Consider the following 17,131-nt stretch of genomic DNA (forward strand, 5'->3'; position numbering starts at 1 on the left):
AGAAAGGATCAGTATGTCGAACGAAAATCATATAGTGTTCCTCGACCGGGCGACCCTGCCCGAGGATATAGAACCGGACTTCTCGGCGGTCGCCGGCACCTATGTCGCGCACGACCGGACCGAGCCCCAACAGACCGCCGATAGGTTAAAAACTGCGACCATTGCGATCACCAACAAGGTGCGGATCGGCTCGGCCGAACTGGAGGCCGCGCCCGAACTGCGGCTGATCGTGGTAGCTGCTACGGGCACCGATTGTGTCGATGTGCCTGCATGCAGCCTGCGGGGGATCTCGGTTTGCAACGTGCGCGATTACGCGCAGGCCACGGTGCCCGAACATGTCTTTGCGCTTATCCTTGGGCTGCGTCGGTCGATCGGAGCCTACCACGGTTCGGTTCAGCGGGGGCGGTGGCAGGAAGCAGGCCAATTCTGCTATTTCGACTATCCTGTCGATAACCTCTCAGGGCAGGTTCTGGGGGTTATGGGTTCGGGCGCGCTTGGCTCTCGTGTGGCCGAATTGGGCCGGGCCTTCGGGATGGAGGTTCTGTTTGCTGGGCGCCGAGGCGATTTGGCACCGCAACACCCGAGGACACCTTTCCCCGAGGTGTTGCAGAGGGCGGACGTGATCTCGCTGCATCTTCCACTGACTTCGGATAGCCGCGGATTGCTGAGCGCTGGGGAATTCAACCAGATGGCGCGCAGGCCGATCGTAATCAATACTGCTCGGGGCCCGTTGATCGACGAGATCGCGCTGCTTGAGGCATTGAACACCGGTCAAGTCTCCGGTGCTGGTATCGACGTCGCCATGCCTGAGCCACCGCCTGAAGGGGGGGCGTTGATGCAAATCGCCCGGCATTCCCGCGCGATCGTGACTCCCCATGTTGCCTGGGCCGGACGGCAGGCGATACACACGCTTGCCGAACAGTTGCAGGCCATGGTGCTTGCTGGGATCGCGGGTAAACCCTTCAACTTGGTAGCTCCCTGATATGACGGATTTCCAAACCAATATCGCGCTTGAGCCAGAACTTGTGCCCAGCCTTGCCTTGGATCGCGCCTTGTTGCGGGCAATTTTCGACAAGGCTGTCGAAGCCGCCGATCCGATGCTTGTCATTCCCCGTACCCTGCCGCCGCGCCCGCTGGGTCGGGTCGTAGTAATCGGGGCCGGCAAAGCTTCGGCCCGCATGGCAGAAGCGGTCACCTCTGTTTGGGGGGGCTGCGAGGGCCTGATCCTGACGCGTGATGGCTATGCGAGACCTGCGCCGGGTATCCGTGTGATCGAAGCCGCACATCCTGTGCCGGACTTGCGGGGGCAGGCGGGGACCGAGGCGTTGTTCGACCTTTTGAAAACCTGCGAGCCCGGTGATTTTGTGCTGGCCTTGATATCGGGCGGCGGATCGGCCTTGTTGACAAAGCCTGCTGGGCGGATCTCGCTGTCGCAGGAACAGCAGATGACACGCGCCATGCTGGCATCTGGAGCGCCGATCAATGACATGAACATCATTCGCAAGCACCTTTCACTTGCCAAGGGCGGGGCACTGGCAGCAGCCTGTTCCGCGCCCATGCTGAGCCTGATCATCTCGGACGTTCCGGGTGATGACATGGCGGCCGTGGCTTGTGGTCCGACTGTCGGTGACTGCTCGACCGCTCAGGAGGCCCGCGCCCTTTTAGAGCTCTGGTCTATCCCCGTCACGCCCGAGATGGCTGCGGTGCTGGATGGTCCGCCGCTGACCTGCCGGCCTGGCGCCGATGCGCTGTCGCGGGTCGAGAACAGAATTGTCGCGGCGCCTTCACAATCGCTTCTGGCTGCCGCGGAATTGGCGCAGGCTGAGGGAATGTCGGTTCGCATCCTTGGAGACGCGCTGGAAGGCGAAGCCTGTGATCTGGCTCGCCACCACGCGCGGATGGCGCTGGACTTGCAGGCGGGGATGAGGCTGGGCGATGCGCCGCTGCTTCTGCTCTCGGGCGGAGAATGCACAGTTACGCATCGGGGCAAGGGGATTGGGGGGCCGAACGCAGAATACGCGCTGGCTCTTGCGGTCGCCTTGCAGGGACGTACGGGTGTCGCGGCGCTTGCCTGCGATACGGACGGCGTCGATGGAGCGGCGGATGCCGCGGGAGCGGTGGTAGACGCGCTGACCCTGCCCCGGGCGGTCGCACTGTCTGTTGATCCGGAAAGGGCGCTTTGGAATCATGATAGCCATAGTTTCTTCGCTGCGCTCGGCGATCAGGTCATTACAGGCCCGACGCTTACCAACGTGAACGACTTCCGCGCCATTCTTATTCGCCCTACCGACGGGTACTGCAACTTCCCGCAACACTCGCTCTGCAGCATCTGAGAGCGGTCTCTGACGCGTTCCGCCAGACCTTCGGTTTGGCGGAACGCGAGGCGGGTATGTCGGCCTATCCCCTCAATTCCCTGCTTAAATTAATGGGCAGAACGAGACTCAGCGCCCCATAGTCCTCGCCGGTCCAATTCGTACCGTCTCCTGCGTCCCCTCCAGTCTTGGCCAGTCGTGCAGAACCGCAGGATCATGACCAGGAACAATCACACCTTGATCCCCAGCAAGCTCTCGCAGGCGGCGGTAGCCGTCCAACACTTGCTCCTTGTCGGCGAAAGCGGGGAAAACCTCTGAGGTTTCGATAAAGCGCGCCAGGTGTGCGGCATCCGATGCTAGCACAACCCGCACAGCCGCATCCGCTACAACGACCTGTAAGCCGAGTGAATGACCGCCAATCAGATGAACGTCGAGACCGGGGTAGATCGTATAATCCCCCTCGTGAAAAACGATACGATCTGCGTAGACTAAGCGTACAGCATCCACCGTGCTTTCAACCGAAAAAGGGCGCCTCATCCCCACATCGCACATGCAGCGCCCTGTCGCGAAGGCCATTTCACGATCCTGAAGGTGAAAACGCGCATTTGCAAAGCGATCCAGATTACCTGCGTGATCATAGTGCAAATGAGTGATGACGACATCATCAATATCTTCGGGCGCCACGCCGATCTCGGCCAGCGCATCAACAGGGTGCCGCAACATTTTACGCCCGCGCGCCTGTCCTTCGACAGGTTCAAATCCCGTATCAACAAGCACGGTCCGCTTGCCGTTACGCAGGAGCCAAACAAAGTAATCCAATTGACCGATCTGGTCATGTGGATCCGCATCTAGTGCCAGCTCATGGGCACACAGATTGGCAGTACCGTATCGCAGGGCGAGAACTTCCCATGTCATTCGGACATCCTATTATTGTTAAACGTATGATTGTCTGATTGTATGAGTGTCGGTTTCAAAGGCGAAGTGCAAGAGGACGACATGACTGCAGAAAAAACAGACCTACCGAAGATCACCTTTCTTGGACTCGGACAAATGGGCCTCCCTATGGCCGCGAATTTGGTCTCGGCTGGCTATCGCGTACAAGGTTGCGACCTATCAGAAGAGGCACGCCTCCAAGCATCGAAAGCTGGAATATTTACAAGTGCAACGCCCGTAGAAGCAGCAAGCCACACTGATATTATCATCACGATTTTGCCGAATGGAGGGATCGTACGCGACGCCTTGCTCGGCGTAGATGGCGCGCTGGCTGCAAAAGCACCGCCTAGGCTTGTGATAGACATGAGCTCTTCCGCCCCAACAGATACCATTGCCCTCGGCTACTACCTAGAAGCGCGCGGCATCGTTCTGATGGACGCTCCTGTATCGGGAGGGCGCAAACGGGCGATAGATGGTAGTTTGACGATCATGGCTGGTGGCGCGGATGCAGTCATCACACAAGCCGAACCCGCCCTTTTGGCAATGGGCGAACGCGTGTTCCGATGCGGCGGTTTGGGTGCCGGGCATGCCATGAAGGCGATCAACAACTACGTTTCCGGCGCAGGTGCCGTAGCGGCAATGGAAGCGTTGGTTCTGGGGCAAAGCTTCGGGCTCGACCCGGAAAAGATGGTCGACATTCTTAATGTTTCGACGGGACGTAACAACACCACTGAAGCGAAGCTTCGCCAGTTTGTCTTGTCGGAAAGCTACGCATCAGGGTTCGGCTTAGGGCTGATGGCCAAGGATATCGGCATCGCTGCGGAATTGGCCGAGGCGCAAGGGGTCAAACTTCCAACGCTTCGAGCGATGGCTGCACTTTGGCGGAACGCAGCCGACACCCTCCAGGACGGATCTGATCATACCGAAATATTTCGTTATCTCACCCTCGCTCAGGATCGAGGTTAGAGATATTTTGACAGATTGTCTGATCATCTGTTGATTTCTAGAGGGATTTAGGTTTTTCTCGCGAGAGACAAAACTGACAGTTGGTTATCAAGTTTTTTGGGAGGAGCATCATGACCAAACTCGCATCGTTACTTATCGGAGCCTCGCTTGGCTTAGCGGCCGTTACAGGACCTGCCGTGGCTGAAATCGACAATCTATCGCTTCAACTCGGGTCGCCCTTTCCTGAAAATGTCTATCTGTCGGACATCGACCGCTTCGTTGCCGATGAACTTGCCAAACGGTCTGACGGAAAGATCGAAGTCGATCTGAACTTCTCCAATGCGCTTGGCAGCCCCTCAGAGATCATTCCGCTAATCGGCGCTAGTGCCGTAGGCCTTGGCGGTGTCGTCACGGGCTATCATGTTGGCGAGATGCCCTTCGCGGGCCTAACCAACGCTGTGCCTGCCACTTTTGAATCCGACACCGTTTTGGATATCACTGAAACTCTTTACACTGAGAACGAAACAGTTCTTGCAGAATTCGAGCGACTAAACCTCAAGCCGCTAGTTCTACGCCACCTGCCGCAATACACACTGCTTTGCACCGAACCTGTGCGCACAATGGCGGATCTGAAGGGTAAAAAGGTTCGCAGCTACGGCGCCTATATTCCGCAAATGCTCGAAGCGCTCGGCGCAACGCCGGTCAACCTCTCAATGCCCGAGATGTATGAATCACTCCAGCGCGGCGTTGTAGACTGCGTCTATTGGACCCGCTCACTCACCGTGCCGTTCAAACTGCACGAAGTGGCAAAATACATGTCCGATCTCGAATTGGGGGCGATCAATGCTGTGACGCTTTTTACCAGTGTCGACAACTGGAACTCCTGGTCGCCTGAAACTCAGGCCTTGTTCGACGAAATCGCACAAGAGGCCAAGGCAATGTCGGTACCGATGACACAGAAAGTAGAGGATGCAGCCCTCGAAGTCATGCGTGAAAACGGTGTCGAGATTGTCGAGTTCGAGGAGAAGGAAGCTGCGATGGCAGCCATTCCCGACATGCTTAACCTTTGGGTGCAGCAAGTTTCCGAGCGCTCGCCCAATCTGGCTGCATCTGCTCAGGAGACCGCCGATCAAGTACGTGAACTAATGAGTGGCGCGAACGACTCTTAAAGACACGCAGTACGGCCCCACGGCACAAGGGGCCGTACCGCCCCCCGTCAAAACTTCGGAGAAACCTTTGTCACTCATAAATACCATTCTAAGTGCCTTCGTAACCGGCTGCACCTTGGTGGCGGCGGCCCTGCTCGTAGGGATAGCCGCGTTGGGGTTTGCCGATGTCGTGGGCTACCAACTTTTTCAAAGCGGGGTGCCAGGCGCGCTCGAGCTTGCGTCAAAATCGCTTGGAGCGGCATTTTTTCTAGCATTGCCACTGGCGCAATACCGCCGAAGCCATGTTGCGGTCGATATTGTGTCTAATCTGATGCCGCGCATCATACAGCGAGCGTTTGGCATTTTTGGCCTCCTCGCCTCGCTTGGCGTTTTCGCCATCATCGGCTGGCAGGCGATCGACTTAGTCGAAAAAAGCTATCTCATGCAAGAAAGCGCGCAAGGAATTCTGCCGTTCGCTGTCTGGCCCTTCAAAGTCAGCGTTCTGGTCGGCACCGTAGGGTCGGCAGTAATTGCGCTGGCACAGATTTTTAATTGGAGCGAAATCTGATGGAGCCGCTTTCCCTCGGTGCTATGGCAATTCTCGTCGTAATGTTCCTCGTTACTGTACGGGTGCCCGTCGCAATTGCACTTTTCCTAGTGGCGTTTGGCGGTATGTGGATGTCTCGCGGCCTTCCCTTTGCACTTATCCAAGCCCAATTGGTGCCCTTCGCAACCGTTTCTACCTATACTTTTGTGGTGGTACCAATGTTCATCCTGATGGGCGCGATCATGTCGTCCTCGGGCGTGGTTAAAGAACTTTATCACTTCGCGCAGCTATCCCTCGCTAGATTTCGAGGCAGCCTATATCACGCCACAGTCGTCGGTTCGACGCTGTTTGCCGCCATTTCCGGCTCGACAATCGTCAACTCCGCCATGTTCACCAAGATCGCTATGCCCGAGATGATGGACCGCGACTATAACAAGGCGTTTGCCGCCGGCTGCATCGCAGGCGTTGGGACCCTCGCCGCACTGATCCCGCCATCACTGTCTTTCATCATTTTCGGTATCCTGACAGGAGAAAGCATCGGCCGGCTACTCGTGGCTGGTATTTTGCCAGGCATACTGACAGCGGCGCTCTTTATGACGGCCATCGCAGTCATGCTGCGCTGGAAGCCGCATTGGGCTCCGCATATTGAAGAAATCCCGCCGTTGCGCGAAAAACTTCGCGCGCTTAGGGCAATTTGGCCGGTTATGCTGCTGATTGTAATTGTGCTTGGCGGGATCTACTCTGGTATTATGCCACCCTCTGGGGCAGGCGCCGTCGGCGTCGTGGGCGCCATCGTGATCGCGCTCGCTCGGCGCAAGCTTTCAGCCCGGGATTTCGGAGAAAGCGTGGAGTCGACACTTGGACTGACAGCGGCGCTATTCTTCATCATTATCGGCGGCGCACTATTCTCCCGCTTTCTACTAACCTCCGGGTTCATCGGCGACGTTAACGATTTTATGGCAGCGAATGCTGTCACGCCCATGGCATTCCTCGGCATGATCATCGTGCTCTACCTTGTGCTTGGCATGTTCGTAGATCCGATCTCGATCATGGTGATGACATTGCCGTTCTTATTTCCGGTATCCCAAGCAATGGGGATCGACCCGATCTGGTTCGGCGTTGTCGTGGTCAAGCTCGTCGAGATTGCGGTGATATCGCCCCCTGTCGGCATGAATCTTTTTGCTGTGGTGAGCGCATCGGAAGGTCAGGTCGAAACCAAGGATGTGTTTGCTGGCATCCTACCCTTCATCGTTGCTGAAGTGATATGCTTGGTTCTCATCTTCGCCTTCCCGGCCATCGCGACGTTTTTGTCGGACAGCATGGGATGAGCGCGCTATTCAGCCATTTGCGCCAATGCTGCCCGCGATGCATTCTCAATATGGATGCGGCAGGCCGCTTCAGCGCGATCAGCGTCTCCGGCTCGGATCGCAGCAGCGATTTCACGGATTTCGAGGATGGAGTGGGGCAACCTATCGCTGCTGCTCATCGAAGTGAAGCGCAGCGCGCTTATTTGGTTATGCAAACTCGTCAGAAACTTCGTAACATAGGCGTTGCCACAGCGATCCATCAAGAGCGCGTAGAAGGCTGTTTTCGTCTCGACCATATCGGCACGCGATCCCGCATCGCAAGCAGCAACGAAAGCATCGATTGCAGCATCCAGCGCGTCAGCAAATTCAGGGGTCACTTGGCGCGCGCAAGAAGCGCCGGCAAAGGCCTCCAACATGCCGCGCACCGCATAGAGCTGGGCGGCATTTTCAGGCGTTACCTGCGTGACAGATGGTCCTTTATGCGGTGTGTTTTCGATCAAACCCTCCGCCTCCAATTGCCTGAGGGCCTCGCGCACCGACGTGCGACCAACGCCAAGGGTTTCGCAAAGTTCGCGCTCAATCAAACGCTGGCCAGGCTTAAACGTCCCCCCCGCGATTGCGTCTCTAATTTTGTCCTCGACCAGCCCGCGCAGTGTCGCGTGCCGTTTTTCGACCAGCATGTCCATTTTGCCTACCCTGTAAAAGTATTCGGATGTGCCGGGCGTCGTGGAATGCCGCACCGGCCAAATTGTCAGATTGTCGCATAATATAATATGCGGCCAAGCTCAGTGTCTCAACCTAAAAGGAGTTCTACATGAATGCTTCATCCAAACCCGACCTGTCAAAAGTCTCAGAAAGCTTCCGAAAGGGCCTGCAAACCCGTCGCGAAGTCCTGGGTGATGCCTATGTAGACCAGTCGGTCAACAATGCGACCGAGTACAATTTCCCCATGCAAGAGTTGGTCACAGAATACTGCTGGGATACAATCTGGAACCGCCCAGGCCTCGACCGACGTGCGCGTTCTATTCTAAACCTCGGCATGATCGCCGCACTGGGGCGTAAAGACGAACTAAAATTGCATGTTCGCGGCGCCCTGCGCAACGGGATCACCAAAGAGGAACTACGAGAGATCTTCATGCAAATCACAATCTACTGTGGTGTGCCCGCCGGGATCGATAGCTTTCGTACTGCGCAAGAAGTTATGCGCGAATTCGATGACTAAAATGAACCTTAGTGACGTATTTCGCGGCCGCATAGAAACGGCCGCGTGTGACCCTGAGCTACGTCGAAACAGTCCGCACCTCGATGTACGAGTAAGGTTCGACCTGCCAGACGATCCGGTAACGGTGCATGTCGTCGACGGCAGGATCGCACTGGCTGATGGTGAAACGCCTGAGATTGTTGTGTCCGGGCAAGCGAAAAGTTGGAGCGCGCTTGTGGCGCATCCGCAACCGCCACTACACAATAGCTTTACTGCATTACAGATCGCCAACCCCTCGTTCGAAGTCTCAGGGAATACAGAAACAATCGCCCGGGCGCGGGCCGCCCTGGACCGCTTGGTGGAATGTCTCGCGTCCGTCCCGGCCGCGCAAGCGCCGCCTATTAAAACAGATCATCAGCAAATTACCGGACGCTACGCTCGGCTGACTACGTCGCAGGGGGCATGCCAGATGTTCTATGAAGTTGCGGGAACAGGCGATGTGCCGCTGGTTTTCCTGCATACCGCGGGCGCCGATGCACGACAATACCTCGAACAGATGGCCGATACCGAGCTCGCCCGTCGCTTTACCCTCTTTGCTCCGGATATGCCTTTTCACGGCCGATCGATGCCGCCTGATGGCTGGGACGGTGGACCATATCACCTTACAGCGGGCATTTACCGCGATTGGATCACTGCGTTTATTGAAGATGTTGTCGGCAGCCCGGCGGTTTTAGTCGGGGGATCAATGGGGGCGGCAATAGCTCTGGTCATGGCTGCGAAGAAGCCCGAGATCACCCGCGCTGTCATCGCACTCGAGCCCCCCTACCGCTCTAAGGGTCGGCGGAATCCCTATCAAGATCATGTCGGCGTCCATGCCGGCCTGCACAACAGCGCATTCACCCGGGGCTTGATGAGCCCCACAAGCCCGCTGCACCGACGTCGCTTAGCAAGCTGGATCTACACGCAGGGCGCACCAGGCATATATCGCGGGGACCTTGCCTTCTACAGCGAAGAATTCGATGGGGGCGAGATTGGCCCTCAGATTGACGCCGCTCGCACGCCCGTTGCACTTCTGTCCGGCACTTACGATTTCTCAGCAACCCCGGAAGATGGAGCCCGTTTGGCGAAAGATATCCCCGGCGCGCTGCATCTTGTCATGAACGGCCTCGGGCATTTCCCCGCAACGGAACACCCTGAACTGTTCCGCCCATTCCTGATGCAGGCACTGAATCATGTGACAGAAAATAATGATGTTTTTCAATAGCTTAACGCACCCCTCCTGGACATCCTCGATCTCATCTGCGAATTAAATTCGCGGGTGAGGTTCCACATGCCAAAAAGAATAAGTGTGCGCGGTCATAGCTTTATAGCTGCACCTAAAATTTGCACCCTGCAGACCAAAACTTGAGATGGCCAATAGCAATCGAGACCAGCCCATTCGCAAGGTCCCAATACAACTAAATTTTGGCTCCTACGGCAATATATTCCAACTTCTTGCCCTCGGAGCCGTCACCAACGCAGCGATTGCCGGAAAGCTCTTCAATTTCGAAGCTTCTATCGGCGCAATAAAAGAAGAACACACACGATGGAGCGCCTGATGCCATTAAATCTGAGTGATCCCAGCCTTTTGGAAACCCGCGCCAATGTGGACGGGCGTTGGATTGAAGGGCCAACCAAATTCGGGGTTGTCGATCCCGCGACGGGAAATACCATTGCACAGGTCGCCGACTTTGACGCAGCAGCGACGGCGCGAGCGATCGACGCGGCCTATGCCGCGGGGCCCGCATGGGCTGCAATGACCGGCAAAGAACGCGCTATCATTCTGCGAAAGTGGAATGACTTAATTGTTAAGCACGCGGACGATCTAGCCACCATTCTGACCGCCGAGAATGGCAAACCTTGGTCTGAGGCCCGCAGCGAAATTCTCTATGGCGCGTCCTTCATCGAGTGGTTCGCCGAAGAAGCCAAACGAATTTACGGCGATATCATTCCGGGCCATCAACGTGACAAGCGCATCATGGTGTTGAAGCAGCCGGTAGGCGTCGTGGGATCGATCACCCCGTGGAATTTCCCTAATGCCATGATAGCGCGCAAGGTCGCCCCGGCACTGGCTGCGGGCTGTACTTTTGTGGCCCGCCCCGCCGAGCAAACCCCACTGTCCGCACTTGCCATGGCGGTGCTTGGCGAACGCGCGGGCATTCCGGCTGGAGTATTTAACGTTGTCCCCTCCACCGATGCAGCGGGTGTAGGCCAAGAACTCTGTGCCAACCAGAAGGTGGGCAAGATCACCTTCACTGGATCGACGAACGTGGGCAAGATTCTGATGAAGCAGGCAGCCGGGACGATCAAGAAATTGTCGCTGGAGCTTGGCGGTAATGCGCCTTTCATTGTCTTTGACGATGCGGACATCGACGCGGCGGTCGAAGGCGCGATGATCGCCAAGTTCCGCAATAACGGTCAGACTTGTGTCTGTGCTAATCGGATCTACGTCCAATCAGACGTCTATGATGCCTTTGTAAAGAAGTTGACGGCCAAGGCCCAAGACCTCCGCGTCGGTAATGGTTTTAACCAAGGCACTACCATGGGGCCGTTGATAAACGAAGCTGCTGTCATCAAGGTCGAGGCGCATATCGCCGATGCAATAGCCAAAGGCGCTACAATTATGACTGGGGGCAACCGCTTGGATGCAGTCGGTACCTTCTTCACACCTACGGTGCTGCGGGATGTCACACCAAGAATGTTAGTCTGCCGTGACGAGACCTTTGGTCCATTGGCCGCACTGGTCCGGTTCGAAGACGAAGCTGAAGTCGTTGACATGGCAAATGACAGTGAGTTCGGGCTCGCATCTTACTTTTATGCCAATGACTTGTCGCGCGTCTGGCGCGTGGCCGAGGCGCTTGAAAGCGGCATGGTCGGTGTAAACACTGGCTTAATCTCAACCGAAGTGGCCCCTTTCGGCGGCATCAAACAATCGGGCCTTGGCCGGGAAGGATCTAAATACGGGATCGAAGATTTCCTCGAACTCAAGGCTGTCTGTATTGGAGGAATACCTTGAGCCAATCAGGCCCCGAGGCTACGCGCAGAGCTTCAAGCAAACTTCGCCTATCGAGGTGAGAGCCCTTGCCATTTCGAAAAAAAATGGAAATGGAGGTTTCCGCGTAAGTCATTATAGTTCAGAGCCTGTCAGACAATCCCGCCGCCCGCGCTGGAGACCTTGGGCCGGTCGGCTGCGACCTTTGCGCGATACCCGGACGCGCGGTATGTAATTACCGGATCAATGGCCGCGCTGGTTTCAAATCGTGCCATTTGCAGAATAGGCTCAATATCCGTACGGAAAGCCGCGCGTAGGGTGGCAGAGGCCATGAGCGCGTCGTTTTGGTCCTGATAATCCGCAAGTGCGGCGCGATCCACGAGGCTTGCCTGCACAAAAGCGCGCTGGATTTCGACCGCCGAAATCATCAGGCTCTCGATCGGATCAGTCACGTTGTGGCTCTGGTCGATCATATGGGACAGATCAAGGCCCGGCGTACCTTCGGCGTCGACCAGTTCATTCCAGATGAGGAACAACCGGTAGGGTTCAATGGTCCCGCTGTCGAGATCATCGTCGCCGTATTTCGAATCGTTGAAATGAAAACCCCCGAGCTTGCCTGCGTGGATTAGCCGTGAGACGATCATCTCGATATTCACATTCGGTGCGTGGTGGCCGAGATCTACGAGGCACTTCGCCTTTTCCCCCAGTTCCTGCGCGGTCAAAAGCGAAGTGCCCCAGTCCTGAACCACTGTCGAATAGAACGCCGGTTCATATATTTTGTGTTCAGAAAAGATCGACCAATCTTCCGGCAGGCCTTTATAGATATCTTTCATGGAGGTCAGGTAGCGCTCGAACTGGCGGCCCATATGGGTTTGGCCGGGAAAGTTCGCACCATCTCCGATCCATACCGTGAGAGCCCTTGAACCGATGCTTTGACCGATTTCGATGCATTCGAGGTTGTGTTCGACTGCCTGCGCACGGGTTGCCGCGTCAACATGGCTAAGTGAACCGAATTTATACGACTGGACCTGATTTGGCTGGTCTTGGAAAGTGTTCGAGTTCATCGCGTCAAAGCTCAGCCCATGCTCCTCGGCTTTGCCCAAAAGATCAGCAGGCGCGGCCTTGTCCCATGGAATATGGAGCGACACGGAGGCTGCGGCTCCCGTCAACTTATGGATCACACCACAATCGTCGAGCTTGTCGAAAATGTCGCGTGGCTCGCCCTCGCCAGGGAACCTAGCAAAGCGCGTGCCACCGGTCCCCGTACCCCAACTCGGCACAGCTACCGAAAAGCCTTTTGCGCGGTCTTTGAGGGCGTCAATATCGATTCCATCGCGGGACAATTTTTCGCCCAAAGCGTCGTAGTCACTTTTCAGGTCTGTGTAGCGCGTCGCGTTCTGTGCTTCGATGATGGTGGTATTGATCATGATTTTCTCCGATGAAAACCGCGCGCCCGGCCCTCTTTTTAAAGCGGGCGCGCAGATTGGACCGTGGGGTGATGTCTTTGCCCTTGCTCAGCGGGTAAAGGCCTGCACGTTGCCAGCGTCGACGTTTACGATGTTGCCGGTCGATTTTGCCGATTGTTCCGAAGCGAAGAAATAAGCCGCTTCCGCGATGTCTTCGGGTAGAACTGAACGTTTGAGCATGGAGCGCTGACGATACATTTCCTCCAGCCCCTCTTTGTCAGTGCCGTAAGTGTCTGCACGCTGTTCCAGCCAATCGCCTTCCCAGATCTTAGACCCACGCAGCACCGCGTCGGGATTTACCACGTTCACACGAATGCCCGCTTCGGCCCCTTCCAGCGCAAGACAACGCGCGAGGTGGATTTCAGAGGCCTTTGCCGTGCAATAGGCTGAGGCATTCGGACTGGCAGCGAGCCCGTTCTTTGACGCCACGAATACGATGGAGCCGCCGATGCCCTGCCTGCGCATCACCTTAAATGCCTCGCGAGAAACGAGGAAATAGCCCGTGGACAGGATGTCCATGTTCTTGTTCCACAGTTCAAGCGTCGTGTCCTCGACCGCTGCCGAGGAAGCTATGCCCGCATTCGACACGAGAATGTCGATCCCGCCGAACTCTACCGCGCTATAGGCAAAGGAATCGGCCACTGCGCCCTCATCGGTGACATTCATCACGATTGAGCGCACAACATCCGCGCCGTATTGCTTGGCGAAGCCGGAGCGGACCTCGTCTAGGGCTGCCTCGTTGATATCCGCCAAAAGGACACAGGCGCCCTCCTGCAGGTAACGCGCCGCCGTGGCAGCGCCGATCCCGCCTGCGCCGCCGGTGACAAGCGCTACACGACCTGCGAGAGATTTCGGTTTTGGCATACGCTGAAGCTTGGCTTCCTCAAGCAGCCAATATTCGATGTCAAAGGCTTCCTGTTCCGGCAAGCCGCAATATTCAGACACGGCGGAAGACCCGCGCATTACGTTGATCGCATTAACGTAGAACTCGCCCGAGATACGCGCAGTAGCGCGATCTTTGGCAAAGGTGATCATGCCGACACCCGGCACTAGATAAACAACCGCATTCGGATCACGAAGCGCAGGTGAATCGTTATGTTTGCAGCGCTCGTAGTAAGCCGCGTAGTCTTCGCGGTAAGCGGCGATCTGGGCGCCGAGACCGGCAAGAACCTCGTCAAGGTTGCTTTTGGCAGGATCAAAGTCCACCACTAACGGTCGAATTTTGGTCCGCAAGAAATGGTCGGGGCAGGAGGTGCCAAGAGCTGCGAGATCGCGCATGTCCTTGGCGTTAACGAATTCGAGTACGGCTTCGGAATCGTCAAAATTGCCGACCATATGTTGCGTGCCGGAGACAAATCCCCGGATCGCGGGCATGAGTTTCGCAGCCACGTCGCGGCGGGCTTCGCGGTCGAGACTTTCATGGACCGGACCGCCGAAAGCCTGCACATCCGCTGTCTTCTCTTCGAAATAGGCAATGGCCTTGTTGATGATCTCAAGCGTCAGCTCGTAACAGGCCTTCGCATCATCATCCCATGTAAAGAGACCGTGGGATTCAAGCACGACACCTTTGGCCTCCGGGTTCTCACGGCAGAAATTTTCAAGCCACAAACCCAACTCGTAGCCCGGCTTTTTCCAAGGCAGCCAACCGATGTCGTTGCCAAAGATCTCTTGAGTTAGGGCTTTGGAATCTTTCGCCGCCGCAATGGCGATGATCGCATCTGGGTGCATGTGGTCGACGTGTTTTTTTGGCACATAGGCGTGCAAAGGTGTGTCGATCGAGGCCGCGCGGGGGTTTAAGTTGAAGGTGCAATGCGGCAGGTAGCCGACCATTTCATCCTCAAATTCGACGCCGCGATATTTACCTTTGAGCGCACGGAGCTTGTCCATGTAAAGAGTTGCAAACCCGTCCATCTTGATCGAGCCGACATCACCGCCAGAGCCCTTGACCCAGAGCACTTCGGCCTTTTCACCCGTTAGGGGATCGTCCTCCATGACCTTGGCTGAGGTGTTGCCGCCGCCGTAGTTGGTAACGCGCTTGTCGGATCCCAATAGGTTCGAGCGATACAAAAGTTTTTCAGGTTCGGTCATAGCTTGCGCTTTGGCATCATCCCAAAGCGAAGTGAGCCGCGTAGACGCGGATGTCATGGTGATCTCCTCCCGATCATCAGGTAGTGGATAGTCTCTTATTGACCCAAACCTGCGCGGCGACTGCCTCATTGTCAATCATAAATAGTCATTATCGATCACATACGATCTTATAGTCACTATAAATGACATTTTATGATTGACATTGATTGATCGGGGCGCCACGGTTTAACCCTAGGGAGGAACTTAACAGATGCACGAGAGAGAGCGCCACGGAGTCATTCTGTCTGCCGTACAAGAGCGTCCGGTCGCGTCCGTTGTCGAGCTTTGCGGTCTGACTGGCGCGTCTGAGGCCACGATCCGTCGCGATATCGCTGCATTGCACGTCGCTAAGAAGCTGCGCCGTGTGCGGGGCGGGGCAGAGGCCATCGCGCCCAATCCTTTTCCCGGCCTTGCGGGGCGCCCTTTTGCCGTGAATGAAACGCGCAACATCAAGCAGAAGCAAGCAATTGCGCGCGCCGCGGTCGACCTGGTCGAAGAGGGGGAGCCGATCATCATCAACGGCGGCACGACGACGTTTCAGATGGTGCATCCGCTCGCAACGCGGCGCTGTCAGGTGTTCACCAACTCTTTCCCAATTGCCGAGCATCTTTTGAAAACGTCAAAGAACTCGGTGCTGATTTCCGGGGGCGTGATTTACCGCGAACAAAATATCGTGCTGTCGCCCTTCGACAATGACGTGACCCGAAACTTCTACGCGCGACGCATGTTTATGGGCGCGCAAGGCGTCGCGCCACTGGGAGTCATGGAGGCCGATCCCTTGCTGATTCAGGCCGAACAAAAGCTCATTGGCCAAGCGGACGAACTCGTCCTTTTGGTCGATTCAACGAAATTCAAACACCGATCGAGCCTCGTGCTCTGCGCGCTCGACCGGATCGACGTAATGATCACTGATGAGGGGATCGGGGATCGGGAGGCCGCCATGATTGAAGCGGCTGACATCAAACTCATCGTCGCGCCGTCCAGCGCGGCGCGGGAGGATGTGGCGTCCTGACTAGGAGATGTGGCGCCAAGATTAACCAAGAGACTTAGGGAGGACTCTATAATGAAAAAACTTACAAAACTTCTGACGACCGCTGCAATCTCCACGGGCCTGTTCGCGGGGGGCGCGTCCGCCGAAGACACGCGGATCGCGCTTGTCGTGAAAGCCCTCGGCATCGGCTTTTTCGAGGCGGCAGCAAAAGGTGCCGAAGAGGCCGCTTCGGAACTTGGGGATGTTGAGATCATCTACACCGGCCCAACGGACACCACCGCCGAAGGCCAGATCGAAGTTATCAACTCGCTGATCGCACAAAATGTCGATGCTATTGCAGTGTCCGCCAACGATACCGATGCGCTCGTGCCGACCCTAAAGAAAGCGATGCAGCGCGGGATCACTGTCATCTCCTGGGATTCCGGCGTGGCCGAAGAGGGCCGCCAGATGCACCTCAACCCCTCATCCAACCCGCTCATCGGCAATATGATCATCAAAATGGCTGCCGATGAAATGCCCGATGGTGGTGAAGTTGCTGTGCTCTCCGCAACCACGACCTCAACGAACCAGAACATTTGGATCGACGAGATGAACAAGGTGATGGGCGACTATCCGGGCCTCGAGGTGGTCGCGACCGTCTACGGTGACGACCTTGCTGACAAATCCTACCGCGAGGCCACCGGTCTCATGCAGTCTTACCCTAATCTTGATGCGATCATTGCGCCGACTTCTGTCGGTATTGTAGCTGCTGCCCAAGCTGTGGTCGATGCCGGTAAAGTGGGCGAGGTCAACGTAACGGGTCTTGGTCTTCCGTCCGAGATGGCCGGCGCGATTGAAAGCGGTGCATCCAAATCGTTTGCGATCTGGAATCCGATTGATCTTGGGTATTCGGCAGCGATGATCGCCTATCACCTGTCGAAAGGAGACGCGGTGGCCGAGCCGGGCGCCAATATCCCGATGGGCCGCATGGGCGAAGTGACGCTCGACGAGACGAACTCCGGAGCGATGGCCGATCCGTTCGTCTATGACGAGTCCAACATCGCAGACTTCAAAGACATCTTCTAACTCTTCGAAGACGTTCTTTGCGGGCGGCGCTTTACAAACCATAGCGTCGCCCATTTCA

The 17,131-nt window shown here is 56.5% G+C and carries 15 protein-coding genes; 11 read left to right on the forward strand and 4 right to left on the reverse strand.

Features of this window, described 5'->3' with window-relative positions; genetic code table 11:
• Positions 1-13: 13 nt before the first annotated feature.
• Both K3758_RS05275 and K3758_RS05280 read left to right on the forward strand, forming a co-directional pair.
• The gene (locus K3758_RS05275; protein ID WP_259948281.1) at positions 14-982 is read left to right on the forward strand and encodes a D-2-hydroxyacid dehydrogenase; all 969 of its coding nucleotides are present in this window, start codon (positions 14-16) and stop codon (positions 980-982) included.
• Position 983: 1 nt separating this feature from the next.
• The gene (locus tag K3758_RS05280) at positions 984-2,333 is read left to right on the forward strand and encodes a glycerate kinase (RefSeq protein WP_259948283.1); all 1,350 of its coding nucleotides are present in this window, start codon (positions 984-986) and stop codon (positions 2,331-2,333) included.
• A gap of 108 nt (positions 2,334-2,441) precedes the next feature.
• Here the strand turns inward: K3758_RS05280 and K3758_RS05285 are convergent, their stop codons facing one another.
• The gene (locus K3758_RS05285) at positions 2,442-3,227 is read right to left on the reverse strand and encodes an N-acyl homoserine lactonase family protein (protein ID WP_259948285.1); all 786 of its coding nucleotides are present in this window, start codon (positions 3,225-3,227) and stop codon (positions 2,442-2,444) included.
• A gap of 81 nt (positions 3,228-3,308) precedes the next feature.
• Between K3758_RS05285 and K3758_RS05290 the strand changes: the two genes are divergently transcribed.
• The 4 genes from K3758_RS05290 to K3758_RS05305 all read left to right on the forward strand — a co-directional run bounded on the left by K3758_RS05290 (position 3,309) and on the right by K3758_RS05305 (position 7,213).
• Complete coding sequence (locus tag K3758_RS05290) at positions 3,309-4,211, forward strand: NAD(P)-dependent oxidoreductase (protein ID WP_259948297.1); 903 nt, start codon at positions 3,309-3,311, stop codon at positions 4,209-4,211.
• 110 nt (positions 4,212-4,321) lie between these two features.
• Entirely contained in the window at positions 4,322-5,359 is a 1,038-nt protein-coding gene (dctP, locus tag K3758_RS05295) for a TRAP transporter substrate-binding protein DctP (RefSeq protein ID WP_259948299.1), read from the forward strand.
• A 67-nt stretch (positions 5,360-5,426) separates the two neighbouring features.
• On the forward strand, positions 5,427-5,906 hold the full coding sequence (locus K3758_RS05300) for a TRAP transporter small permease (protein ID WP_259948302.1): 480 nt from the start codon (positions 5,427-5,429) through the stop codon (positions 5,904-5,906).
• Complete coding sequence (locus K3758_RS05305) at positions 5,906-7,213, forward strand: TRAP transporter large permease (protein ID WP_259948304.1); 1,308 nt, start codon at positions 5,906-5,908, stop codon at positions 7,211-7,213. Before K3758_RS05300 ends, K3758_RS05305 begins: the two co-directional genes overlap by 1 nt.
• A 5-nt stretch (positions 7,214-7,218) precedes the next feature.
• Here the strand turns inward: K3758_RS05305 and K3758_RS05310 are convergent, their stop codons facing one another.
• The gene (locus K3758_RS05310; RefSeq protein ID WP_259948306.1) at positions 7,219-7,878 is read right to left on the reverse strand and encodes a GntR family transcriptional regulator; all 660 of its coding nucleotides are present in this window, start codon (positions 7,876-7,878) and stop codon (positions 7,219-7,221) included.
• A gap of 128 nt (positions 7,879-8,006) precedes the next feature.
• Between K3758_RS05310 and K3758_RS05315 the strand changes: the two genes are divergently transcribed.
• The 3 genes from K3758_RS05315 to K3758_RS05325 all read left to right on the forward strand — a co-directional run bounded on the left by K3758_RS05315 (position 8,007) and on the right by K3758_RS05325 (position 11,448).
• Complete coding sequence (locus K3758_RS05315) at positions 8,007-8,414, forward strand: carboxymuconolactone decarboxylase family protein (protein ID WP_259948309.1); 408 nt, start codon at positions 8,007-8,009, stop codon at positions 8,412-8,414.
• Position 8,415: 1 nt separating this feature from the next.
• Positions 8,416-9,657 carry an alpha/beta fold hydrolase gene (locus K3758_RS05320; protein WP_259948312.1) on the forward strand — a complete coding sequence of 414 codons (1,242 nt, stop codon included), beginning with the start codon at positions 8,416-8,418 and terminating at the stop codon, positions 9,655-9,657.
• Between the two features lie 321 nt (positions 9,658-9,978).
• Positions 9,979-11,448 carry an NAD-dependent succinate-semialdehyde dehydrogenase gene (locus tag K3758_RS05325; RefSeq protein WP_259948315.1) on the forward strand — a complete coding sequence of 490 codons (1,470 nt, stop codon included), beginning with the start codon at positions 9,979-9,981 and terminating at the stop codon, positions 11,446-11,448.
• A gap of 128 nt (positions 11,449-11,576) precedes the next feature.
• Here the strand turns inward: K3758_RS05325 and rhaI are convergent, their stop codons facing one another.
• Positions 11,577-12,851 (reverse strand): L-rhamnose catabolism isomerase, encoded by a 1,275-nt coding sequence (rhaI, locus tag K3758_RS05330; RefSeq protein ID WP_259948326.1) that lies wholly within the window; start codon positions 12,849-12,851, stop codon positions 11,577-11,579.
• 87 nt (positions 12,852-12,938) lie between these two features.
• Positions 12,939-15,035 (reverse strand): bifunctional rhamnulose-1-phosphate aldolase/short-chain dehydrogenase, encoded by a 2,097-nt coding sequence (locus K3758_RS05335; protein ID WP_259948329.1) that lies wholly within the window; start codon positions 15,033-15,035, stop codon positions 12,939-12,941.
• A 193-nt stretch (positions 15,036-15,228) separates the two neighbouring features.
• Here K3758_RS05335 and K3758_RS05340 point away from each other — a divergent pair, with 193 nt between their 5' ends.
• Positions 15,229-16,029, forward strand: coding sequence for a DeoR/GlpR family DNA-binding transcription regulator (locus K3758_RS05340; protein ID WP_259948330.1), 801 nt, complete (start codon positions 15,229-15,231; stop codon positions 16,027-16,029).
• A 51-nt stretch (positions 16,030-16,080) separates the two neighbouring features.
• On the forward strand, positions 16,081-17,073 hold the full coding sequence (rhaS, locus tag K3758_RS05345) for a rhamnose ABC transporter substrate-binding protein (protein WP_259948333.1): 993 nt from the start codon (positions 16,081-16,083) through the stop codon (positions 17,071-17,073).
• Positions 17,074-17,131 lie beyond the last annotated feature (58 nt).

The organism is Sulfitobacter sp. W002, from assembly GCF_025142135.1.
GTDB classification, from domain to species: domain Bacteria; phylum Pseudomonadota; class Alphaproteobacteria; order Rhodobacterales; family Rhodobacteraceae; genus Sulfitobacter; species Sulfitobacter profundi.